This is a genomic window from Diaphorobacter sp. MNS-0 (assembly GCF_019602835.1).
Classification (GTDB): domain Bacteria; phylum Pseudomonadota; class Gammaproteobacteria; order Burkholderiales; family Burkholderiaceae_C; genus Diaphorobacter; species Diaphorobacter nitroreducens.
On sequence record NZ_CP080761.1, the window covers coordinates 3,619,805 to 3,642,500 of the forward strand.

General features: G+C 62.9%; 15 protein-coding genes, 5 tRNA genes and 2 rRNA genes (1 of these 22 only partly in view). 1 reads left to right on the forward strand and 21 read right to left on the reverse strand.

The features are described from left to right. Positions 1 to 192 precede the first annotated feature (192 nt). The 19 genes from K2L43_RS17160 to K2L43_RS17250 all read right to left on the reverse strand — a co-directional run bounded on the left by K2L43_RS17160 (position 193) and on the right by K2L43_RS17250 (position 19,975). Positions 193 to 268, reverse strand: a tRNA-Phe gene (locus tag K2L43_RS17160). A gap of 63 nt (positions 269 to 331) precedes the next feature. Beyond that, entirely contained in the window at positions 332 to 1,030 is a 699-nt protein-coding gene (locus K2L43_RS17165) for a response regulator (protein WP_011806978.1), read from the reverse strand. Between the two features lie 36 nt (positions 1,031 to 1,066). After that, a complete protein-coding gene (locus tag K2L43_RS17170) occupies positions 1,067 to 3,259 on the reverse strand; it encodes an ATP-binding protein (protein ID WP_370633116.1) in 2,193 nt (730 codons plus the stop codon). A 92-nt stretch (positions 3,260 to 3,351) separates the two neighbouring features. Beyond that, complete coding sequence (locus K2L43_RS17175; protein ID WP_370633117.1) at positions 3,352 to 3,963, reverse strand: DUF4390 domain-containing protein; 612 nt, start codon at positions 3,961 to 3,963, stop codon at positions 3,352 to 3,354. 10 nt (positions 3,964 to 3,973) lie between these two features. Further along, positions 3,974 to 5,347, reverse strand: coding sequence for a 16S rRNA (cytosine(967)-C(5))-methyltransferase RsmB (rsmB, locus tag K2L43_RS17180; RefSeq protein WP_220638106.1), 1,374 nt, complete (start codon positions 5,345 to 5,347; stop codon positions 3,974 to 3,976). Then, the gene (locus K2L43_RS17185) at positions 5,344 to 5,916 is read right to left on the reverse strand and encodes a LemA family protein (RefSeq protein ID WP_041838907.1); all 573 of its coding nucleotides are present in this window, start codon (positions 5,914 to 5,916) and stop codon (positions 5,344 to 5,346) included. The genes rsmB and K2L43_RS17185 overlap by 4 nt, the downstream gene beginning before the upstream one ends. A 146-nt stretch (positions 5,917 to 6,062) precedes the next feature. Then, positions 6,063 to 10,292, reverse strand: coding sequence for a DNA-directed RNA polymerase subunit beta' (gene rpoC, locus K2L43_RS17190; RefSeq protein WP_011806983.1), 4,230 nt, complete (start codon positions 10,290 to 10,292; stop codon positions 6,063 to 6,065). A gap of 130 nt (positions 10,293 to 10,422) precedes the next feature. After that, positions 10,423 to 14,547 (reverse strand): DNA-directed RNA polymerase subunit beta, encoded by a 4,125-nt coding sequence (rpoB, locus tag K2L43_RS17195; RefSeq protein ID WP_088888203.1) that lies wholly within the window; start codon positions 14,545 to 14,547, stop codon positions 10,423 to 10,425. 273 nt (positions 14,548 to 14,820) lie between these two features. Continuing rightward, positions 14,821 to 15,201, reverse strand: a complete 381-nt coding sequence (gene rplL, locus K2L43_RS17200; RefSeq protein ID WP_015914493.1) for a 50S ribosomal protein L7/L12 — start codon at positions 15,199 to 15,201, stop codon at positions 14,821 to 14,823. Between the two features lie 49 nt (positions 15,202 to 15,250). After that, positions 15,251 to 15,757: a 50S ribosomal protein L10 gene (rplJ, locus tag K2L43_RS17205; protein WP_011806986.1), complete on the reverse strand. Its 507-nt coding sequence runs from the start codon at positions 15,755 to 15,757 to the stop codon at positions 15,251 to 15,253. 241 nt (positions 15,758 to 15,998) lie between these two features. Continuing rightward, positions 15,999 to 16,694 carry a 50S ribosomal protein L1 gene (rplA, locus tag K2L43_RS17210; RefSeq protein WP_011806987.1) on the reverse strand — a complete coding sequence of 232 codons (696 nt, stop codon included), beginning with the start codon at positions 16,692 to 16,694 and terminating at the stop codon, positions 15,999 to 16,001. Next, the gene (gene rplK, locus K2L43_RS17215) at positions 16,695 to 17,126 is read right to left on the reverse strand and encodes a 50S ribosomal protein L11 (RefSeq protein ID WP_011806988.1); all 432 of its coding nucleotides are present in this window, start codon (positions 17,124 to 17,126) and stop codon (positions 16,695 to 16,697) included. A gap of 109 nt (positions 17,127 to 17,235) precedes the next feature. Beyond that, positions 17,236 to 17,826, reverse strand: coding sequence for a transcription termination/antitermination protein NusG (gene nusG / locus K2L43_RS17220; protein WP_011806989.1), 591 nt, complete (start codon positions 17,824 to 17,826; stop codon positions 17,236 to 17,238). Continuing rightward, the gene (gene secE, locus K2L43_RS17225) at positions 17,826 to 18,209 is read right to left on the reverse strand and encodes a preprotein translocase subunit SecE (RefSeq protein WP_011806990.1); all 384 of its coding nucleotides are present in this window, start codon (positions 18,207 to 18,209) and stop codon (positions 17,826 to 17,828) included. The genes nusG and secE overlap by 1 nt, the downstream gene beginning before the upstream one ends. 85 nt (positions 18,210 to 18,294) lie before the next feature. Next, positions 18,295 to 18,370, reverse strand: a tRNA-Trp gene (locus tag K2L43_RS17230). Positions 18,371 to 18,385: 15 nt separating this feature from the next. After that, positions 18,386 to 19,576 (reverse strand): elongation factor Tu, encoded by a 1,191-nt coding sequence (gene tuf, locus K2L43_RS17235; protein WP_011803741.1) that lies wholly within the window; start codon positions 19,574 to 19,576, stop codon positions 18,386 to 18,388. Between the two features lie 75 nt (positions 19,577 to 19,651). Next, positions 19,652 to 19,726: transfer RNA gene (locus tag K2L43_RS17240), tRNA-Thr, on the reverse strand. Positions 19,727 to 19,767: 41 nt separating this feature from the next. Next, positions 19,768 to 19,841: transfer RNA gene (locus K2L43_RS17245), tRNA-Gly, on the reverse strand. A gap of 48 nt (positions 19,842 to 19,889) precedes the next feature. Further along, positions 19,890 to 19,975, reverse strand: a tRNA-Tyr gene (locus tag K2L43_RS17250). Between the two features lie 237 nt (positions 19,976 to 20,212). Here K2L43_RS17250 and K2L43_RS17255 point away from each other — a divergent pair. Further along, positions 20,213 to 21,363 (forward strand): IS3 family transposase gene (locus K2L43_RS17255; RefSeq protein WP_220638107.1). Its coding sequence is split into 2 segments (ribosomal slippage): positions 20,213 to 20,459 and positions 20,459 to 21,363, totalling 1,152 coding nucleotides; the frame shifts between segments, so codons are not numbered across the junction. Between the two features lie 112 nt (positions 21,364 to 21,475). Here K2L43_RS17255 and rrf read toward each other — a convergent pair. Then, positions 21,476 to 21,588, reverse strand: a 5S ribosomal RNA gene (gene rrf, locus K2L43_RS17260). A 120-nt stretch (positions 21,589 to 21,708) separates the two neighbouring features. Continuing rightward, positions 21,709 to 22,696 (reverse strand): 23S ribosomal RNA (locus K2L43_RS17265); it runs 1,888 nt beyond the window's last position.

Consider the following 22,696-nt stretch of genomic DNA (forward strand, 5'->3'; position numbering starts at 1 on the left):
ACCCCCGCGCCCGTGCCTGCAGGTACTGGCTCCCAAAGAAAGGACTACCGTCCCGCGAAAGAAACAAGGCCCCGAATCACGGAGAGGTCCTGTGCAGCGCTGGAGGATGAGGACACGCAACCACTGCGTCGTTCCATGCAGCGTGGCAGTGCAGAAACAAAAACGCCCAACCGAGTGGTTGGGCGTTGTATGTGGTGGCCTGGGACGGAATCGAACCGCCGACACAAGGATTTTCAATCCTCTGCTCTACCAACTGAGCTACCGGGCCTGAGCCTTGAATTATAGCCCGAGAAATCGGGGCATGACGCCAAGCTGCAAAATTTTTGCCAATTCACGCGTTGCGTTTGTTGCGCCCGAGGTCCACCCCCAATTGGCGCAGCTTGCGGTAAAGATGTGTGCGCTCCAATCCTGTTTTTTCGGCGACGCGTGTCATTGAGCCGCCTTCGCGGGCGAGATGGAATTCAAAGTAGGCTTTTTCAAAACCGTCGCGCGCCTCACGCAAGGGTCGGTCGAGATTGAAGCCCTGGTGGGACATGGGCGCCTGCTCCATCACCGCAACAACAGGCGCAGGAGCCGGCGCGCCATTGGCAATGGCACCGGTTGTTGCGGGTGCAGGTGCGGTGTTGGTCTGGGCCGGCGCGGCAGCGCTTGCTGGTGGCTGCGCCGTACTGCGTGCCAGGCCCTGCTCCACTGCCTTGAGCAGCTTCTGCATGGTGATGGGCTTCTCGAGAAAGGAGAAGGCACCGATGCGCGTGGCTTCCACGGCCGTGTCGATGGTGGCGTGGCCGCTCATCATGATCACTGGCATGGTCAGCGTGCCGGCCATGGCCCATTCCTTGAGCAGCGATACGCCGTCGGTATCGGGCATCCAGATATCCAGCAGCACCAGGTCATAGCTGCCATTCAAGCGCGCGTTGCGGGCCTGCGTGGCGTTCTCGGCAAGGTCGACGCTATGCCCCTCGTCGTTCAGAATTTCTGACAACAGGTCCCGGATTCCCAGTTCGTCGTCGACCACCAGAATATTTGCCATGTGTGTAAATGCACCCTTGCTGCACGTGCGGTGTTGTTAGAGCGCCACCGCCGATTCAGGGGCGAATGATAGCGACACTTGTGCGCCCTTCACCACGCCGTCTTCCACGCGGTTGACCAGATCGATCCGCGCGCGATGTTCATCCGCGATTTTTTTGACGACGGCCAGCCCCAGCCCGGTGCCCCGCGGCTTGGTCGTGACGTAGGGCTCGAAGGCGCGCTGCAGGATGTGTGGAGGAAAGCCCGGCCCGCAGTCCGACACCGTCAGCCGCACACGTTGCGCGGATGCACTCCAGCGTGTGCTGATGCGCACGGGCGGCGGTGGAACGCCCCCCTGCTCGGCCGCCTGCTGTGTCGCGTCCTGAGCGTTCTGCAGCAGGTTGTGCACCACTTGGCGCAATTGCTGGGCATCGCCCGAGATCGCGGGGCAGCGCGGGTCCAACTCGGCCTCGACCGGCACCTGCGCGGTCTCGGCGCCATACAAATGCAGCACATCGGCAACCAGTGCGTTCAGGTCCAGCGTGTGCAGTTCCGCAGACGGCAGGCGCGCGTAGTCGCGGAATTCATTGACCAGCCGTTTCATCGCATCCACCTGGTCCACGATGGTCTTCACCGACTTGGTCAGCACGGCCTGCTCTGCCGCAGGCAGCTTGCCTGAGAGCTTGATCTCCAGACGCTCGGCCGAGAGCTGGATCGGCGTCAGCGGGTTCTTGATCTCGTGCGCCAAACGCCTGGCGACCTCGCCCCATGCCTGGGCGCGCTGCGCGGAGACGATTTCGGAGATGTCGTCGAACACCAGCAGCCGCGCCTCGTTGGGCAGTTGCGCGCCGCGCGCCACCAGGCTGGTGCCTTGCGTGGTGACGCCACCGCCCGCCGCGTGCAGCTCAAAGGTCTGCTGCCAGTGGTCCAGACCGTGGTGGTCACGATCCTGCAAAAAGGTATCGAAGTGCCGCTGCACGGCCGCCGCGAAATCCGCCAGCCCCGGCACCTCAGCCAGCGGCCGTCCTTCGTAGGCCGCCAGTGGCGCGCGCAGGACACGGGTCGCACCAGGGTTGGACGACTGGACAATGCCTTTTTCATCCAGCACGATGACTCCCGACGTGAGGTTATCCAGGATGGTCTGCAGGTGCCCGCGCGCCGCGTCCAGCGCGCTCAGGCTTTGCTCGACCGTGCCGCGGGCGTCCGCAAGCTGCTGCGTCATCAGGGCAAAAGAGCGCGTCAGCCCGCCCAGCTCGTCCTTGGTCTGCAGCGCGGCCTTGGGGGACAGGTTGCCTGCCGCCACCTCGCGCACGCCGTCGGCCAGCACCAGCAGGGGCCGCGCAAGCTGGTTGCCCAGCACCACGGCGAGCAGCACCGCGCCAAAGACGGCAAGGAACAGGCTCAGCGTCAGCGTGCCGATGTACATGCGCCGCAGCCCGCCGCGCGCCAGCGCGCGTTCCTGGTATTCGCGGTTCGCTTCCTGCACCGCAATGGCGTTAGCGACCAGCGCCTGGGGCAAGGGCACGGTGGCCTGCACGAAGCGCGGCTCGGCCAGCAGACCCACGCCGGGGTTGGCCACCAGCACCAGCGCGCGCACGCGCGCGTTCTCCGCGGCCAGCGGGTCGGTGATGTCGTCCAGGCCCTCGATCTGGAAGGTGACGCGGTCTTGCCGCGCCATGCGGAACTGCTGCGCGCTTGGCCGCTCGGGGTTGAGCATGTAGCGCGATTGCCCGGTGCCGGCGACGGGCTGGCCCGCGGCGTTCCACAGCACGAGGTCGGTGGCCCCCAACTGGTCCCGCATGCGCTCCAGCACCAGGCCCGCGGCCGCATCGGGCACCTGGGCCAACTGGCTGCTGGCGGTGCGCGTCTTGGAGGCCAGGTCGCTGGCAATGGTGTCGAGCGTGACGCGCGCCAGGCTCACACCGGCGGTCAACGCGCCCTCGACCTTGACGTCGAACCAGCTCTCGATGGAGCGCGAGACGAACTGGTAGGACACCACGTAAATCAGCAGCCCGGGGATCACGCCCACCAGCCCGAAGATGCCCGCGAGCTTGAGCAGCAGCCGGCTGCCGAAGCGCCCCCGCCTCAGGCGCACCACCAGGCGCAGGGCGCCCCAGACCAACACGGCCAGCAGCACCAGCGCCACCAGTACGTTCACGCCCAGCAGCCAGGCGAAGTTGCGTTCGTACAGGTCACGGTTGTTGGTGGCCAGCGTCAGCAGGAACAGCAGCACCAATGCGATGGCACACATCAGCCCCGTGCCGAGGCCCAGCGCCCATCGCACGGCGCGTGCGCGTGTCTCTGCGCGGCGGGCCGAACCCGCGGGACGCGGATCGCCCGCTTTCACCGCGCAGCCTCCACCACGCTCAGCGGCACGCTGCGCGCAAGCACCATGTTCCAGCCCGAGCGGCCCACCGCACCGATCTGCAAGGGCCGGGGCAACTGCGAGGTATCCAGCCGGAACTGGAAATTCATGACGTAGGTCACGCCTTCATCGACCTGCCCCTCGTCGGCGATCTTCCAGCGCGCGATGCGCTGCATCGATGCCAGCGCATCCTGCAGCGTGTCGAAATTCTGGCCCAGCGACACGCCCAGGCCCGACGGTGCAAAGGGCGTGGACGACTGCACCACACGCCAGCGCCGCGTAAGGGGCTGGTAGCTCAACCGCAGAAAACGGCTGGCCTGCGCCACCACTTTGTCGGACCAGTACCAGCGCTGGCGCACCACCTCGGCCTCGGTGATGAAGAACACGGAAATGCCCTTGTAGAGCGCATCCTTGACGAGTTCGGGGAGTTCCAGCTGCAGCGTGGCCGACAGATACAGTCCTTCGGGCAGCGGGTCGAGTTGCAGTTCAACAATCTCGCCGTGCTGTTGGGCGTAGGCGGCGGGAATGACCGCGCTCCACAGCGCCAGCAGACAAACCAGCGCGGCCCACAGCCACCCCGGCCTGCGCAGACCGGCACGTTCAGGCGGGGGCCTTGTGCAACAGGGCGTAAAAGAAACCGTCGTGTTCACCCGGCCCATTGTCACGGAGCCCGTCGCGCTTGTCTGGTCTGCCGGGGAATAAATGGCCCGGCGACGGCAGCAGGCGTGCGTCAGTGTTGTGCGCAAGAAACGCTGCGATCTGCCCGTCGCCTTCGGCCCGGAACACCGAACAGGTGCAATACAGCAGCCGCCCGCCGGGGCGCAGCAGCGGCCACAGCGCCGCCAGCAGACGCGACTGCTGCGCGGCCAGCTGGGCCACGTCGCTCTCACGCCGCAGCCAGCGCACGTCGGGGTGGCGGCGCACGATGCCCGAGGCGGTACAGGGCGCGTCGAGCAAGATCGCGTCGAACGGCTCACCACCGCTGGCCTGCTGCCACCAGTCGGCGGGCACGGCGGCATCGGCCACCAGCACCTGGGCACTCAGCCCCAGGCGATGCAGGTTGTCATGGATGCGCTCGGCGCGTGCCGCATCCACCTCCAACGCGGTGACCCGCCAAGGGGCCCGCAGTGCGGCGGCCCATTCCAGCAAATGGGCGGTCTTGCCGCCGGGGGCGGCGCAGGCATCCAATAAGCGCAGCGGCTGCGCGGCGTCCAGCCCGTTGAGCAGCAGCGGCGCCGCCATCTGCGCGGCGGCATCCTGCACCGAGACAACACCCTCTGCAAAGCCGGGCAGTTGCTGCACCGGCACGGGGCGTGCCAGCGCCAGCCCTTCGGGGCCTACCGCCATCGCTTCAATACTGATAGCTTCTAACGCTTGCTGGTAAAGCGCTGGAGTGCTTTTTGACTTAGAAATCCGCAGCACCATGGGCGCGGGCGCATTGTTCGCCTGCAGGATCTGCTGCCACTGATCGGGGTGGTCGCGGCGCAGGCGCTGGATCCACCATGCGGGGTGGTTCCACACGGCGACCTCGTCGCCCTGCGTGGCGGCCACCAGCGTGTCGCGCTCACGCAGGAAGCGCCGCAGGCAGGCGTTGACGAAAGACGCCTGCGCCCGCGTCGCGGGGTGGCGCTTGGCGGCCTCGACCGCCTGGTTGACCAGGGTGAACGGCGCGTAGGGAGCGGCCTGCGGGTCCCAGGCCAGTGCCAGGGCGGTGCACAGCAGCGCATCCACCCGCGGCGGTGGGTTGCGGGGTGCCAGCTGGCGGCGCAAGGCCTGCGCGCGCCCCAGGTGGCGCAGCACCTGGAACAGCAGCGCCTGCACGCCGGGGCGCAGCGCGGCAGCCGTGGTCTCCAGCGCCACGGTGCCCGACTGCCCTGCGCGCACCGCCTGCAGCGCCAAGGCGGTGGCGTCCAGCAACTGGCTCAACGCAACCGCGGGAGCCCCCTGCGGCGGGATGGAAGTAGGCTTGTTCACAGCGTCTGCGCCTTCTTGAAGCCGAACAGCCACGCCAGCAGGCTGGCGGGAAACTGGGCGATGGCATGGTTGTACTGAGCCACGGCATCGTTGAACAGGCGGCGCGCCTCGTCGCTGTGCAGCGCCACCTGTTCGCGCCGCACCACCCATGGGGCGAGTGCAGGGGGTGCCACACCTTCGCTCACCTGCGCGGCTTCGCGCACAACGGTCTGCCAGGCGTTCTCCAGCACCTGCGATGCGGCCGCCAGGGCGGCGGCGGCGCCGCTGTCCAGCGGGCGCGCGCGCGCTACTGCCAGCGAGGCGCCGAGTTGCGTGGCCGCGGCCCAAAGGGCGGCATGGGCGTCGTGCGCGCCCGCCGCCGGCGCCGGTTCGTCGCCCACGATGGCCTGGACCGCGCCAGGCGCTCCGTGCGCAGCCTCGTACTCACCCAGCAGGGCAATCCAGCGCACCATGTGGGTGTCCAGCCCGCCAAAGGCCTGCAGCGCCGCGGATCGCAGGCGGATGAGCCGGTTGTAGGCGCCCACGGCCCAGAACAGGAACAGGGCGAGAAGTATCCAGGTGGTCAACATGTTCACAGCCGGGGCTTCGCGCCAGCGGGCACGGCCCCTGCCAACCGAGGGATTGGTAACACGACAAAAAAGAAACTCCCGGCCTGCCGGATGGGCAAGCCGGGAGCGTTCAGTACCCGCATGCGAGAGGCGGGACTGGCAACGGCTTAATCAGCCGTGTCGGCGCTGCCGTCGATCTCGGCGGCTGCGTCGTGGGTGCCGGCAGAGGCCAGCTCGGCGGCTTCGGCATCTGCGATGGCGCGGCGCTCGGCCTCGTCCATGGCGTCCTTGGCCTTGCGCGCCTGGTGGTAAGCCAAGCCCGTGCCGGCGGGGATCAGACGGCCCACGATCACGTTCTCCTTCAGGCCGCGCAGCTCGTCGCGCTTGCCCATGATGGCAGCCTCGGTGAGCACGCGGGTCGTTTCCTGGAACGACGCGGCGGAAATGAACGAGTCGGTGGACAGCGACGCCTTGGTGATGCCCAGCAGCACGTTGGAGTACGTGGCAGGGAGCTTGCCTTCGGCCTGCAGCGCCTCGTTGGTGTTGAGGATCTCGGAACGCTCCACCTGCTCGCCGGCGATGTAGGTGGACTCGCCCGGGTTCTCGACCACGACGCGGCGCAGCATCTGGCGCACGATCACCTCGATGTGCTTGTCGTTGATCTTCACACCCTGCAAGCGGTACACGTCCTGCACTTCGTCAACGATGTAGCGCGACAGCTCCTCGATGCCCAGCAGGCGCAGGATGTCCTGCGGATCGGCCGGGCCGTCGACGATCAGCTCGCCCTTGTTGACCACCTGGCCTTCGTGGACCAGCACGTTCTTTTCCTTGGGCACCAGCTCGTCCCAGACCTTGCCGTCCGGATCGGTGATCTGCAGGCGCACCTTGCCCTTGGTTTCCTTGCCGAAGGAGATCGTGCCGGTCATCTCGGCCAGCATGCCCTTGTCCTTGGGGCTGCGGGCTTCAAAGAGCTCGGCCACGCGCGGCAGACCGCCGGTAATGTCGCGGGTCTTCTGGCCTTCCATCGGGATGCGGGCCAGCACTTCGCCGGGGCCCACTTCCTGGCCGTCGCGCACCTGGATCAGCGCGCCGACCTGGAAGCCGATCGTCACCGAGTGGTCGGTACCGGGGATCTTCACTTCCTTGCCATCGGCGTCCACCAGCTTCACCTGCGGACGCACCACCTTGGCAGAGCCGCGGCGCTTGGGGTCGATCACCACCAGCGTGGACAGGCCCGTGACCTCGTCCACCTGCTTGGCCACCGTGAGGCCTTCCTCGACGTTCTCGAACTTCACCGTACCTGCGTACTCGGTGATGATCGGGCGCGTCAGCGGGTCCCAGTTGGCGAGGATGGTGCCGGCCTTGATGTTCTGGTCGGCCTTCACCGTCAGCGTCGCGCCGTACGGCACCTTGTGGCGCTCGCGCTCGCGGCCGTGCTCGTCCTGGATGATGATTTCACCCGAGCGCGCAATCACCACCAGCTCGCCCTTGGTGTTGGTCACGTAGCGCATCGTAGCGTTGAAGCCGATGATGCCGTTGGACTTGGCTTCCACACTGGACGCCACCGCCGCACGCGATGCCGCACCACCGATGTGGAACGTACGCATGGTCAGCTGCGTGCCGGGCTCGCCGATGGACTGCGCGGCGATCACGCCCACGGCTTCGCCGAGGTTGATCAGGCCGCCGCGGCCCAGGTCGCGGCCGTAGCACTTGGCGCACAGGCCGTAGCGGGTTTCGCAGGTCAGCGCGGTACGCACCTTCACTTCGTCCACGCCTGCGGCTTCGAGCTCTTCGATCAGGTCTTCATCGAGCATCCGGCCCGGCTGCGCCAGCACGGCACGCGTTTCGGGGTGCAGCACTTCCTCGGCCGCGGTACGGCCCAGGATACGGTCGCGCAGGGACTCGATGACTTCACCGCCCTCGACGATGGCGCGCATCAGCGAACCATTCGAGGTGCCGCAGTCGTCCTCGGTCACCACCAGGTCCTGCGTCACGTCCACCAGGCGACGGGTCAGGTAGCCCGAGTTCGCGGTCTTCAACGCCGTATCCGCCAGGCCCTTACGGGCACCGTGGGTGGAGATGAAGTACTGCAACACGTTCAGGCCTTCGCGGAAGTTTGCGGTGATAGGCGTCTCGATGATCGAGCCATCGGGCTTGGCCATCAGGCCGCGCATACCGGCCAGCTGACGGATCTGGGCCGCCGAGCCGCGGGCGCCGGAGTCGGCCATCATGTAGATGGCGTTGAACGATTCCTCGTTCACTTCCTTGCCGTTGCGGTCGATGGTCTTCTGGACCTTGAGCTGATCCATCATCACCTTGGACACGTCGTCGCCGGCCTTGCCCCAGATGTCCACCACCTTGTTGTAGCGCTCGCCGGCCGTCACCAGACCGGAGACGTACTGCTGCTCGATCTCCTTCACCTCGGCTTCGGCGCGGGCCAGGATCTCGGCCTTCTGCGGCGGCACCAGCATGTCGTCGATCGCCACGGAGAAGCCCGCGTGCGTGGCCAGGCGGAAGCCGTTTTGCAGCAGCTTGTCGGCGAAGACCACGGTGTCCTTCAGGCCGCACTTGCGGAACGACGCGTTGATGAGCTTGGAGATTTCCTTCTTCTTCAGCGCCTTGTTCAGGTTGCTGAAGGGCAGGCCCTTGGGCAGGATTTCCGACAGCAGCGCACGGCCCACCGTGGTGTCCACGAGCTTGGTCTCGGGCACAAACTCACCCGTCGCCTTGTCCTTGGTCCACTCGGTCAGGCGCACGCTGATCTTGGCGTGCAGCTCGGCCTCGCCCGCATCCAGCGCGCGCTGGACTTCGCCGGTGTCGGCGAACACCAGGCCTTCGCCCTTGCCGTTGATCTTCTCGCGGGTGGCGTGGTACAGGCCCAGCACCACGTCCTGCGAGGGCACGATGGAGGGCTCGCCGGAGGCCGGGAACAGCACGTTGTTGGACGCCAGCATCAGCGTGCGGGCTTCCAGCTGCGCTTCCACCGACAGCGGCACGTGCACGGCCATCTGGTCACCGTCGAAGTCGGCGTTGAACGCGGCGCAGACCAGCGGGTGCAGCTGGATGGCCTTGCCTTCGATCAGGATCGGCTCGAACGCCTGGATGCCCAGGCGGTGCAGCGTGGGCGCACGGTTGAGCATCACCGGGTGTTCCTTGATGACCTCTTCCAGGATGTCCCACACCACGGGCGTGCCGGCTTCCACTTCCTTCTTGGCGGCCTTGATGGTCGTGGCAATGCCCATGGCCTCCAGGCGCGAGAAGATGAAGGGCTTGAACAGCTCCAGGGCCATCAGCTTGGGCAGGCCGCACTGGTGCAGCTTGAGCGTCGGACCCACGGTGATCACGGAACGGCCCGAGTAGTCCACGCGCTTGCCCAGCAGGTTCTGGCGGAAGCGACCCGACTTGCCCTTGATCATGTCGGCCAGCGACTTCAGCGCGCGCTTGTTGGCGCCCGTCATCGCCTTGCCGCGGCGGCCGTTGTCCAGCAGGCTGTCCACGGCTTCCTGCAGCATGCGCTTTTCGTTGCGCGCGATGATCTCGGGCGCCTTCAGTTCCAGCAGGCGGCGCAGGCGCGAGTTGCGGTTGATGACGCGGCGGTACAGGTCGTTCAGGTCCGACGTGGCGAAGCGGCCGCCGTCCAGCGGCACCAGCGGACGCAGGTCCGGCGGCAGCACGGGCAGCACTTCCAGGATCATCCACTCGGGCTTGATGCCGGACTTCTTGAAGGCCTCCAGCACCTTCAGGCGCTTGGCGTTCTTCTTGACCTTGACTTCGGAGCCCGTCAGGTCGCCGCGCAGCTTCTCGATCTCGATCTCGATGTCGATGCCTTCCAGCAGCTCCTTGATGCCCTCGGCGCCCATCTTGGCGACGAACTCGTCGCCGTATTCCTTGCGCTTGGCGTCGTAGTCGTCCTCGGACATGATGCCGAACTTCTTCAGCGGGGTCATGCCGGGGTCGGTGACCACGTAGGCTTCGAAGTACAGCACGCGTTCGATGTCGCGCAGCGTCATGTCCAGCACCAGGCCCAGGCGCGAAGGCAGCGACTTCAGGAACCAGATGTGGGCGCAGGGTGCGGCCAGGTCGATATGGCCCATGCGCTCGCGGCGCACCTTGGTCTGCGTGACTTCAACGCCGCACTTTTCGCAGATCACGCCGCGGTGCTTCAGGCGCTTGTACTTGCCGCACAGGCATTCGTAGTCCTTGATGGGCCCGAAGATTTTGGCGCAGAACAGGCCGTCGCGCTCGGGCTTGAACGTGCGGTAGTTGATGGTCTCGGGCTTCTTCACTTCGCCGAAAGACCACGAACGGATCTTCTCGGGCGAAGCCATGCCGATCTTGATGGCATCGAAATGCTCATCGGGCGTGAATTGCTTGAACAGGTCGAGTAGCGATTTCATGTGACTCTTTCCTTTTCACCTAAAAACATAGCTGCTGGCGCTTGCCACATAAGGATTTGCAAGACAAAACACCTGCAAACCCAGAGGGAGTGAGCGCCAGCCGCTCACTTTTTTAAAAACTCGATCCTGCTCAGGAACGTTCCAACTCGATGTCCAGGCCCAGCGAACGGATTTCCTTGACCAGCACGTTGAACGACTCCGGCATGCCGGCTTCGATCGCGTGTTCGCCCTTGACGATGTTCTCGTACACCTTGGTACGGCCCTGCACGTCGTCGGACTTCACCGTCAGCATTTCCTGCAGCACGTAGGCGGCGCCGTAGGCTTCCAGCGCCCACACTTCCATCTCACCGAAGCGCTGGCCACCGAACTGCGCCTTGCCGCCCAGCGGCTGCTGCGTGACGAGCGAGTACGGACCGGTCGAGCGGGCGTGCATCTTGTCGTCCACCAAGTGGTGCAGCTTCAGGTAGTGCATGTAGCCCACGGTCGTCGGGCGCTCGAAACGCTCGCCCGTGCGGCCGTCGTACAGGTACGCCTGCGTGCGCGTCTCGGTCAGGCCCTTGGCCTGGGCGAGGTCGTCCGGGTAGGCCAACTTGAGCATGTCCTTGATTTCCTCTTCGGACGCGCCGTCGAACACGGGCGATGCGAAGGGAACGCCCGAGGTCAGCTCGCGCGCCATGGCCAGGATTTCGTCATCGCTCAACTGCGACAGGTCTTCCTTGCGGCCGCGCGAGTTGTAGATCTCTTCCAGGAACTTGCGCAGCTCAGCCGTCTTGGCCTCGCGCTGCAGCATGTCGCCGATGCGCTGGCCCATGCCCTTGCCGGCCCAGCCCAGGTGAACTTCCAGCACCTGGCCGATGTTCATGCGCGAAGGCACGCCCAGCGGGTTGAGCACGATGTCGGCGGGGGTGCCGTCGGCCATGTAGGGCATGTCTTCGACCGGAACGATCTTGGACACCACGCCCTTGTTGCCGTGGCGGCCGGCCATCTTGTCGCCAGGCTGCAGGCGGCGCTTGACGGCCAGGTACACCTTGACCATCTTCAGCACGCCCGCGGGCAGTTCGTCGCCTTGGGTGAGCTTCTTGCGCTTTTCTTCAAAGGCCAGGTCGAAGCTGTGGCGGGTCTGCTCCAGCGCGTTCTTGATGGACTCCAGCTGCGTGGCGACCTCTTCCTCGGCGGGGCGGATGTCGAACCAGTGGAACTTCTCCACCGAGGCCAGGTAGGCCTTGTCGATCTTCGTACCCTTGGCGAGTTTTTGCGGGCCGCCGTTGGCCACGCGGCCGGTCAGCAGCTTCTCGATACGGTCGAACGCGTCGGCCTCCACGATGCGCAACTGGTCGTTCAGGTCCAGGCGGAAGCGCTTGAGTTCATCGTCGATGATCTGCTGGGCGCGCTTGTCGCGCTGGATGCCTTCACGGGTGAACACCTGCACGTCGATCACCGTGCCCTGCGAGCCCTGGTCCACGCGCAGCGAGGTGTCCTTCACATCGGACGCCTTCTCGCCGAAGATGGCGCGCAGCAGTTTCTCTTCAGGCGTGAGGGTGGTTTCGCCCTTGGGCGTGACCTTGCCGACCAGCGTGTCGCCGGGCTGGACTTCGGCGCCCACGTAGATGATGCCGGACTCGTCCAGACGGTTCAGCTGCTGCTCGGACAGGTTCGGGATGTCGCGAGTGATTTCTTCCGCGCCCAGCTTCGTGTCGCGGGCCATCACCACCAACTCCTCGATGTGGATCGAGGTGTAGCGGTCTTCGGCCACCACGCGTTCGGAGATCAAGATCGAGTCCTCGAAGTTGTAGCCGTTCCAGGGCATGAACGCGATCAGCATGTTCTGGCCGATGGCGATCTCGCCCAGGTCGGTCGAAGCGCCGTCGGCAATCACGTCACCCTTGGCCAGCTTGTCGCCCTTCTTGACGATGGGGCGCTGGTGGATGTTGGTGTTCTGGTTGGAGCGCTGGTACTTGATGAGGTTGTAGATGTCCACGCCGACTTCACCGGCCACGGCTTCGTCGTCGTTCACACGCACCACGATACGGGTGGCGTCCACATAGTCCACCACACCGCCACGGTTGGCCGTCACCACGGTGCCGGAGTCCACGGCCGCCACGCGCTCGATACCCGTGCCCACCATGGGCTTCTCGGGACGCAGCACGGGCACGGCCTGGCGCGACATGTTGGCGCCCATCAGCGCGCGGTTCGCGTCGTCGTGCTCCAGGAAGGGAACGAGCGAAGCCGCCACCGACACGATCTGCGCAGGCGACACGTCCATGTACTGCACGCGGTCGGCGGACACCAGGGTCGATTCACCCTTCTCGCGCGCCGACACCAGGTCGCCCGTCAGACGCCCTTCGGCATCCAGCGTGGCGTTGGCCTGGGCGATGATGTACTTGCCTTCTTCGATGGCCGACAGGTAGTCGATTTCCATCGTGACCTTGCCGTCCACCACGCGGCGGTAGGGGGTCTCGATGAAGCCGTACTCGTTCAGGCGCGCGTACAGGGCCAGCGAGTTGATCAGACCGATGTTCGGACCTTCAGGCGTCTCGATCGGGCACACGCGGCCGTAGTGGGTCACGTGCACGTCACGCACCTCGAAGCCGGCACGCTCGCGGGTCAAACCGCCCGGGCCCAGGGCCGAAACACGGCGCTTGTGCGTGATCTCGGCCAGCGGGTTGGTCTGGTCCATGAACTGCGACAGCTGGGACGCACCGAAGAACTCCTTGAGCGCCGCGGAAATGGGCTTGGAGTTGATCAGGTCGTGGGGCATCAGCGGCTCTTGCTCGGCCTGCCCAAGGCGCTCCTTCACGGCCTTTTCGATACGTGCCAGGCCCGTGCGGTACTGGTTTTCGGCCAGCTCGCCCACGCAGCGCACGCGGCGGTTGCCCAGGTGGTCAATGTCGTCCACCTCGCCCTTGCCGTTGCGCAGGTCCACCAGGATCTTGACCACGGCCAGGATGTCGTCGTTGGACAGCACCATCGGGCCGGTGGCTTCATCGCGGCCGATCTTGGCGTTGAACTTCATGCGGCCCACGCGCGACAGGTCGTACGTGTCGGGGTTGTAGAACAGGCGCTGGAACAGGGCCTGCACGGCATCCTCGGTCGGCGGCTCGCCGGGGCGCATCATGCGGTAGATGGCCACGCGCGCGGCGAATTCATCCACGGTTTCGTCGATGCGCAGCGTCTGCGAAATGTAGGCGCCTTGGTCGAGTTCGTTGGTGTAGATGACCTGCAGGTCCTGCACGCCAGCAGCGCGCAGCTTCTTGAGCAACGCCTCGGTCAGCTCTTCGTTGGCCTTGGCCAGGATCTCGCCGGTGTCGCCGTCTACGATGTTGCGGGCCACCACGCGGCCGATGAGGAAGTCCTCAGGCACGCTGATGTGCGTGGTGCCGGACTGCTCCAGCTCACGCGTGTGGCGCGCCGTCACGCGCTTGTCCTTGGCCACAATCACCTTGCCGGCCTTGTCGGTGATGTCGAAGCGCGCCACCTCGCCCCGCAGACGCTCGGGCACGAACTCCAGCTGAGCACCGCTGTCCATCAGGCGGAAATTGTCATTGACGAAGAAGTTCGCCAGGATGGACTCGGGGTTCAGGCCGATGGCCTTGAGCAGGATCGTGACCGGCATCTTGCGGCGACGGTCCACGCGGAAGTACAGGATGTCCTTCGGATCGAATTCGAAGTCCAGCCAGGAGCCGCGGTAGGGGATGATGCGCGCAGAGAACAGCAACTTGCCCGAGCTGTGGGTCTTGCCCTTGTCGTGCTCGAAGAACACGCCGGGCGAGCGGTGCAGCTGGGAGACGATCACGCGCTCCGTGCCGTTGATGATGAAGGAGCCCTTGTCAGTCATCAGGGGCACTTCGCCCATGTAGACCTCCTGCTCCTTCACTTCTTTGACCACCTTGGACTGCGAGGTCGAGGACTCGCGGTCGTAGATGATCAACTGCACCTTGGCACGCACGGCCGATGCAAAAGTCAAGCCGCGGGTCTGGCATTCGCGCACGTCGAACGCCGGCTTGGCCAGGTTGTATTCAACGAACTTCATCTCCACGAAGCCGTTGTGGGAAACGATGGGGAACGCGGAGTTGAATGCGGCCTGCAGGCCTTCGATGCTGCGTTTTTGCGGGGCCGTGTCGGCCTGCAGGAACGCGGTATAGGCATCCCGCTGCATCTGCAGCAGGTACGGGACCTTGAGCACACTGTCGCGGCTACCGAAGCTCTTGCGAATGCGCTTGCGTTCGGTATAACTGTACGTGGATGTTTGGGCCATGAGATCTCCGGGCAAGGACATGGAATGGGATCTTCGACGACTGCCCTGCAAGGCGGCCACCTTGCAGGCTTGGCGGTTGGCCACTACCAACCATGGCGGACGGCGATGCGTTGCACATCGCCCGAACCAAGGCGTCTTCTGCTGTCGGATGGTTCAGAAGACACTAGAAAACAGTCCACGGGGGCCGCTTTCTGGTGCGCTCTAAAGTGCGTCCCATAAGCACCAAAGGCTGGAGGCCTTTCGCAAGACCCCCAGCCCAGGAGACAAGGTCGATTACTTGAGTTCGGCCTTGGCGCCGGCTTCCACCAGCTTCTTGACGGCAGCTTCGGCGTCAGCCTTGGCAATGCCTTCCTTGACGTTCTTGGGAGCGCCGTCCACCAGGTCCTTGGCTTCCTTGAGGCCCAGACCGGTGATTTCGCGCACTGCCTTGATGACCGCCACCTTGTTGGCGCCGGCGTCAGCCAGCACCACGTTGAACTCGGTCTTTTCTTCAGCAGCTGCAGCACCGCCGCCGGCAGCGCCGCCAGCAGCGGGAGCAGCCATAGCGGCAGCGCTCACGCCGAACTTCTCTTCAATGGCCTTCACCAGGTCATTGAGTTCCAGGACCGTCATGCTGTCCAGCGCGGTCAAGAATGCGTCTTTATCGAATGCCATTTTGATTTCCTAACAATTGGTTGAGAGGGGGGACGATTGCCACGCTGCCTCAGGCAGCAGCAGGCTCGCCTTCGCCTTTTTTGGCCGCCAGGGCACCCAGCACCACGGCGGTGCGGGAGATCGGCGACATCAGCAAGCCACACAGCTGGGCCAGCAGTACTTCCTTGGTAGGAATGTTGGCCAGTTGCTTCACGCCGTTCACGTCCAGGGCCTTGCCCGCGAAAGCGCCGCCGCGAATCACCAGCTTGTCGTTGGTTTTCGCGAAATCGGCCACCACCTTGGCGGCGGCCACAGCGTCTTCGGAGAAGCCATAGATCAGAGGACCGGTCATCTGGTCGGCCACCACGTCAAACTGGCTGCCAGCCACAGCACGGCGGGCCAGGGTGTTCTTCAGAACACTCAGGCTCACACCCTTGCTGCGAGCTTCCACGCGCAGTTTGGTCATGTCGGCCACCGTGATGCCACGGTATTCCGCGATCACGAGCGTTTGAGCTTTAGCGGCGAGGCTGGTCACTTCATTGATGACCGCTTCTTTCTCACTGCGATTAAGACTCAAGGTCTACTCCTTCATATGCGCACTTCGGACAAGCCTCCGTGCGCGCTCTTGTTGCAGCGACCAACTGTTTTGGAACATGCATTCCATCTGCAGCGGGATCGCCATCTGCGTTGGCCTCCAAAGGTTTAAGTGCACCTTGCACACCAACGGTCTTGGATGGCCTGCCAGCCCTCAAAGGAGCTGTCAGCCCACCACATCAGACCTGCCGCCCTCATGGGCACCAGGCCTGAAGATTTCGCAATTACGCTGCGATGGTCTGCGTATCCACGCGGACGCCGACGCCCATCGTGGACGACACGGCTACCTTGCGCAGGTACACGCCCTTGCTGGTCGCAGGCTTGGCCTTGTTCAGCGCTTCGATCAGAGCTGCCAGGTTGCCCTGCAACTTGTCGTTGTCGAACGACCGACGGCCAATGGTGCTGTGCACGATACCGGCCTTGTCGACACGGAACTGCACCTGACCCGCCTTGGCGTTCTTCACGGCCGTCGCCACATCCGGCGTCACCGTGCCTACCTTGGGGTTCGGCATCAGACCGCGGGGGCCCAGGATCTGGCCCAGCGTACCCACGACGCGCATGGCATCGGGAGCAGCGATCACCACGTCGAACGGCATATCTCCAGCCTTGACCTGAGCGGCCAAGTCGTCCATGCCTACGATGTCGGCACCTGCGGCCTTGGCTTCTTCTGCCTTGGCGCCTTGGGCGAACACAGCAACGCGCGTCGTCTTGCCCGTACCATTCGGCAGCACCACGGCACCACGCACCACTTGGTCCGACTTCTTGGCATCCACGCCGAGTTGCACAGCAACATCGATGGATTCGTCGAACTTGGCAGTAGCGGCTTCCTTCACCAGAGCCACCGCCTCAGCGAAAGCGTACAGCTTGGTAGAGTCCACCTTGCCCTGCAGGGCCTTTTGCTTCTTGGTCAGCTTTGCCATTTACAGACCCTCCACCGTCACGCCCATCGAGCGAGCAGAACCAGCCAACGTGCGCACTGCCGCGTCAACGCTAGCAGCATTCATGTCCTTGAGCTTGGTCTTGGCGATCTCTTCGAGCTGTGCACGGGTGATCTTGCCCACCTTGGTGCTCAGGGCATTGGAGGAGCCCTTGTCCAGCTTGATCGCCTTCTTGATCAGCACCGTTGCGGGCGGCGTCTTGATGACGAAAGTAAAGCTCTTGTCTGCAAAAGCCGTGATCACCACGGGCAGCGGCAGACCAGGCTCGACACCTTGGGTTTGCGCGTTGAACGCCTTGCAGAACTCCATGATGTTGAGACCGCGTTGGCCCAGCGCGGGACCAATCGGAGGGGAGGGATTGGCCTTACCAGCTGGCACTTGCAGCTTGATGAAGCCGACGATTTTTTTCGCCATGTTTGCTCCTTGCGGGTATTAACGCCTGATCGTTCACCAGGCTCCCCGGGGTTACCGACTCTCTTCTCTCATCGCACCGAGTCGAAAAGCGCGAATACTTCACTGACGCTCAGGTCTTTTCGACCTGGGCAAATTCCAGTTCCACCGGGGTGGAGCGGCCAAAGATCATCACAGAAACGCGCAAGCGGTTCTTCTCGTAATTCACTTCTTCTACGGAGCCGTTGAAATCGGTGAACGGACCTTCCTTGACCCGCACCAACTCGCCCACCATGAATTCGATCTTGTGGCGCGGCTTGTCCGTTCCCTGCTGCATCTGGCTGACAATCTTCTGCACCTCTTCTTCGGAAATAGGCGCAGGGCGGTTCTTCACCCCGCCCACGAATCCTGTCACTTTGCTGGTGTGCTTCACCAAGTGCCAGGTGTCATCGTCCATCACCATTTCGACGAACACATAACCAGGGAAAAGGCGACGCTCGGTAGTCTTGCGCTGCCCATTCTTCATTTCCACCACTTCTTCAGTGGGCACCAGAATGCGGCCGAACTTTTGCTGCATACCGGCACGCGCAATGCGTTCCTGGATGTTGCGCTCCACCGCTTTCTCCATACCGGAATAGGCATGAACGATGTACCAGCGCAGATCTGGATTCACCGGAACATCCACCGGAGGCTGCACACCATTCGTGTCCACGGCATCCACCATCACTTCCTCCAGCCCAAGATCAAGTCGTACAGAACCCATTCCAAGGTCTTGTCCGTGAACCAAAGGAACAGCGCCATCACCACCACAAAAGCGAACACATAGCCCGTCATTTGCAGCGTTTCCTTGCGCGTGGGCCAGACAACCTTCTTAACCTCACGCCACGCATCGTTTGCAAACCCGACGAACTGGCGTCCATGCTCGGAAACGAGAAAAACCGCCACAGCCAGCACTAGCCCCAACAGCAACACACCCCATTGAATGAGGGGCCCTTGCTTACCCAGCAAATAGAAACCGGCAATGGACGCAAGAACAATCGCCACTGCCGCGAACAACTTTGCCTTGTCCGCACCAGTCGTGACCGTCTCAACCTGGGATGTGGCCATAGATAAATTCGCCTATTTGATCGCGCCTTACAAGACGCCGAAGCCCGCCAGGGGCTGGCGGGCTTGTTTTATTACCACCCTGAAGTGGCAGGGGCAGTAGGAATCGAACCTACAACCTTCGGTTTTGGAGACCGACGCTCTGCCAATTGAGCTATACCCCTTCGATCCCCACTAGATTACGCAATGATCTTGGCAACGACGCCGGCGCCCACGGTACGGCCGCCTTCGCGGATAGCGAAGCGCAGGCCTTCTTCCATGGCGATGGGGTTGATCAGCTTCACAGTGATCGACACGTTGTCGCCGGGCATCACCATTTCCTTGTCGGCCGGCAACTCGATGGAGCCGGTCACGTCGGTGGTGCGGAAGTAGAACTGGGGACGGTAGTTGTTGAAGAAGGGCGTGTGACGACCGCCTTCGTCCTTGCTCAGTACGTACACCTCAGCCGTGAAGTGGGTGTGGGGCTTGATGGAGCCTGGCTTGCACAGCACTTGGCCGCGCTCGACGTCTTCGCGCTTGGTGCCGCGCAGCAGCAGGCCCACGTTGTCGCCAGCCTGGCCCTGGTCCAGCAGCTTGCGGAACATTTCCACGCCGGTGACGGTGGTCTTTTGCGTGTCGCGGATACCGACGATTTCGATTTCTTCACCAACCTTGATGATGCCGCGCTCGACGCGACCGGTCACCACGGTGCCGCGGCCGGAGATGGAGAACACGTCTTCCACGGGCATCAGGAAGGCACCGTCCACGGCGCGCTCAGGCGTGGGGATGTAGGTGTCCAGGGCTTCGGCCAGGCGCAGGATGGCGGGCTCGCCCTTGTCGGACTGGTCACCTTCCAGGGCCAGCTTGGCGGAACCGCGGATGATGGGGGTGTCGTCGCCAGGGAAGTCGTACTTGTCCAGCAGCTCGCGCACTTCCATCTCGACCAGCTCGAGCAGTTCCTCGTCGTCGACCATGTCGCACTTGTTCAGGAACACGATGATGTAGGGCACGCCCACCTGACGGGCCAGCAGGATGTGCTCGCGCGTCTGGGGCATCGGGCCGTCAGCGGCCGAGCACACCAGGATGGCGCCGTCCATTTGAGCGGCGCCGGTGATCATGTTCTTGACGTAGTCGGCGTGGCCGGGGCAGTCGACGTGGGCGTAGTGGCGGGTGGCCGTTTCGTATTCCACGTGCGAGGTGTTGATCGTGATGCCGCGCGCCTTTTCTTCAGGGGCGTTGTCGATCTGGTCGTAGCCCTTGGCTTCGCCGCCGAACTTCTTGGCCAGCACCGTGGCGATGGCCGCCGTCAGCGTCGTCTTGCCATGGTCCACGTGACCGATCGTGCCCACGTTCACGTGGGGCTTGGTACGTTCAAACTTACCTTTTGCCATCTTTTCGACTCCGAAAAAATCTACACCAACACGACAAATATTGATGCACCCCAAACGGAGACGCACCTGAAACTGTGGTGCCCATGGCGGGAATCGGACCCGCGACCTCTCCCTTACCAAGGGAGTGCTCTACCACTGAGCCACATGGGCAACAAGGAGTCAAACTCCTCTTAACCAACCTATCCAAACCGTGGAGCGGGAGACGGGAATCGAACCCGCGTCATTAGCTTGGAAGGCTAGGGTTCTACCATTGAACTACTCCCGCAAGACCGAATTTCGTGCAAGTACGGTCCAACGCCTTCAAACCACAATCTGGTGGAGGGGACTGGATTCGAACCAGTGTAGGCGTAAGCCAACAGATTTACAGTCTGCCCCCTTTAGCCACTCGGGCACCCCTCCGAAGAATTTAGAAGTATACAGCCTTTTTGATCCTTGCGTCGATATCACTATTTTTTGTTTTAGGCGTGGCGGATCTTTATGCAGTCGGTGGCATCAGTTTGGCGAGCTAGCCGTTGAGTTCCAAGAGGTTGCTCAGGGGCGGCTGTTGGTTGAGTGGGCTGCTGCCTGTTCCCTTGAATCGCCCCGGGTTTTCTAGACACCTCTGAGCCTCAAACCTGAGGCCCAATAGGAGGTGCCATGAGCAAGCAGAGATACCCCGAAGAATTCAAGATCGAAGCGGTCAAGCAGATCACCGAACGAGGCCACAAGGTGGCCGACGTGTCGGCCAGGCTTGGCGTCAGCCAGCACAGTCTGTATCAATGGATCAAAGTCAAGCAGATGTCGCCTGACCAGCGCCAAGCGCAGTGCTCGCAAGCCGACGAGATGCGCCGCCTGAAGGCCGAGCTCAAGCGTGTGACCGAGGAGCGCGACATCTTAAAAAAGGCCGCAGCGTACTTTGCCAAGCAGTCCGGGTGAAGTACGCATTAATCGAGCGGCATGAACACGAGCACAGCGTGCGCCGCATGTGCAAGATCATGACGGTGCACCCCAGCGGCTACTACGCCTGGAAGGCCGATCCGGTGAGCCCACGCGCCCAGGACGATCAACGGGTGCTGGGCCTGCTCAAGCACGCGTGGTTGGAGAGCGGCGGCGTGTACGGCTACCGCAAGCTCACCCTGGACATGCGCGATCTAGGCGAGTCCTGCGGCAAGCACCGCGTGGCCCGATTGCTCAAACTCGAAGGACTGCGCTCGCAGACCGGCTACCGCCGTCGCCCTGGCATGCGTGGTGGCAAGCCCGCGGTCGTCGCGCCCAACCACCTGCAGCGCCAGTTCTCCGTGGCGCAGCCCAATCAATCCTGGGTGACCGACATCACCTACATCCGCACCCATGAGGGCTGGCTGTACCTGGCCGTGGTGGTCGATCTGTTCTCGCGTCAGGTGGTCGGCTGGTCAATGGGTAGCCGCATCGATACCGCGCTGGCGCTCGATGCGCTGGTGATGGCCTTGTGGCGTCGTCGACCCGAGCAGCCAGTCACAGTGCATTCGGATCAAGGCAGTCAATTCACTGGGCATGACTGGCAGGACTTCCTACGCGACCACAAGCTGATCTGCAGCATGAGCCGTCGCGGCAACTGCCACGACAACGCCGTGGCCGAGAGCTTCTTCCAGTTGCTCAAGCGCGAACGCATCCGCCGCCAGATCTATCCGACCCGCGATGACGCGAGAGCCGATGTCTTCAACTACATCGAGATGTTCTACAACCCTAAGCGCCGCCATGGCACTGCCGGAGATACTTCGCCGGTAGAGTTCGAGAGACGCCATTCCCAACGGCTCAAAAGTGTCTAGGGAATCCGGGGCGATTCATTGAATGCTGTGCGCCAGCCGATGTTGACCGCTCAAGCCCAAAAGCAAAACGCCCTCCCACTGTTTTAGTGGGAGGGCGGTTTGGGCTGTAAGAGCCTGACGATGACCTACTTTCACACGGGAACCCGCACTATCATCGGCGCGAAGTCGTTTCACTGTCCTGTTCGGGATGGGAAGGAGTGGGACCAACTTGCTATGGTCATCAGGCATAAAGGGTTGCTGAGCAGTGAGGACTGCACAGCGAATTCATAGAGTCTGTGAATCAGCGTGGATTTGATTGCGTACTTGGCATAACAGTCTTGAACTGCGATTGGCAGTCAAAGTTATAGGGTCAAGCCGCACGGGCAATTAGTACTGGTTAGCTTAATGCATTGCTGCACTTCCACACCCAGCCTATCAACGTCGTGGTCTACAACGACCCTTCAGGGGGCTCAAGGCCCCGGCAGATCTCATCTTGAAACGAGTTTCCCGCTTAGATGCTTTCAGCGGTTATCTCTTCCACACTTAGCTACTCGGCAATGCCACTGGCGTGACAACCGATACACCAGAGGTGTGTCCACTCCGGTCCTCTCGTACTAGGAGCAGGCTTCCTCAAATCTGCAGCGCCCACGGAAGATAGGGACCAAACTGTCTCACGACGTTTTAAACCCAGCTCACGTACCTCTTTAAATGGCGAACAGCCATACCCTTGGGACCGACTACAGCCCCAGGATGAGATGAGCCGACATCGAGGTGCCAAACACCGCCGTCGATATGAACTCTTGGGCGGTATCAGCCTGTTATCCCCAGAGTACCTTTTATCCGTTGAGCGATGGCCCTTCCATACAGAACCACCGGATCACTATGTCCTGCTTTCGCATCTGCTCGACTTGTCAGTCTCGCAGTTAAGCACGCTTATGCCATTGCACTATCGTCACGATGTCCGACCGTAACTAGCGTACCTTCGAACTCCTCCGTTACGCTTTGGGAGGAGACCGCCCCAGTCAAACTGCCTACCATGCACTGTCCCCGATCCAGCTAATGGACCTAGGTTAGAACCTCAAACGCACCAGGGTGGTATTTCAACGTTGGCTCCATGAGATCTAGCGACCTCACTTCAAAGCCTCCCACCTATCCTACACAGATCCGTTCAAAGTCCAATACAAAGCTACAGTAAAGGTTCATGGGGTCTTTCCGTCTTTCCGCGGGGAGATTGCATCATCACAAACATTTCAACTTCGCTGAGTCTCAGGAGGAGACAGTGTGGCCATCGTTACGCCATTCGTGCAGGTCGGAACTTACCCGACAAGGAATTTCGCTACCTTAGGACCGTTAT

What these genes read in the sequence shown, in the direction of transcription:
- rplK (WP_011806988.1), bottom strand. Translation starts at nt 17,126, where the DNA reads ATGGCGAAAAAAATCGTCGGCTTCATCAAGCTGCAAGTGCCAGCTGGT.
- secE (WP_011806990.1), bottom strand. Translation starts at nt 18,209, where the DNA reads ATGGCCACATCCCAGGTTGAGACGGTCACGACTGGTGCGGACAAGGCA.
- rplL (WP_015914493.1), bottom strand. Translation starts at nt 15,201, where the DNA reads ATGGCATTCGATAAAGACGCATTCTTGACCGCGCTGGACAGCATGACG.
- rpoC (WP_011806983.1), bottom strand. Translation starts at nt 10,292, where the DNA reads ATGAAATCGCTACTCGACCTGTTCAAGCAATTCACGCCCGATGAGCAT.
- K2L43_RS17185 (WP_041838907.1), bottom strand. Translation starts at nt 5,916, where the DNA reads ATGTTGACCACCTGGATACTTCTCGCCCTGTTCCTGTTCTGGGCCGTG.
- K2L43_RS17165 (WP_011806978.1), bottom strand. Translation starts at nt 1,030, where the DNA reads ATGGCAAATATTCTGGTGGTCGACGACGAACTGGGAATCCGGGACCTG.
- nusG (WP_011806989.1), bottom strand. Translation starts at nt 17,826, where the DNA reads ATGGTGGATGCCGTGGACACGAATGGTGTGCAGCCTCCGGTGGATGTT.
- K2L43_RS17170 (WP_370633116.1), bottom strand. Translation starts at nt 3,259, where the DNA reads ATGTGTGCCATCGCATTGGTGCTGCTGTTCCTGCTGACGCTGGCCACC.
- rpoB (WP_088888203.1), bottom strand. Translation starts at nt 14,547, where the DNA reads ATGGCCCAAACATCCACGTACAGTTATACCGAACGCAAGCGCATTCGC.
- tuf (WP_011803741.1), bottom strand. Translation starts at nt 19,576, where the DNA reads ATGGCAAAAGGTAAGTTTGAACGTACCAAGCCCCACGTGAACGTGGGC.
- rplA (WP_011806987.1), bottom strand. Translation starts at nt 16,694, where the DNA reads ATGGCAAAGCTGACCAAGAAGCAAAAGGCCCTGCAGGGCAAGGTGGAC.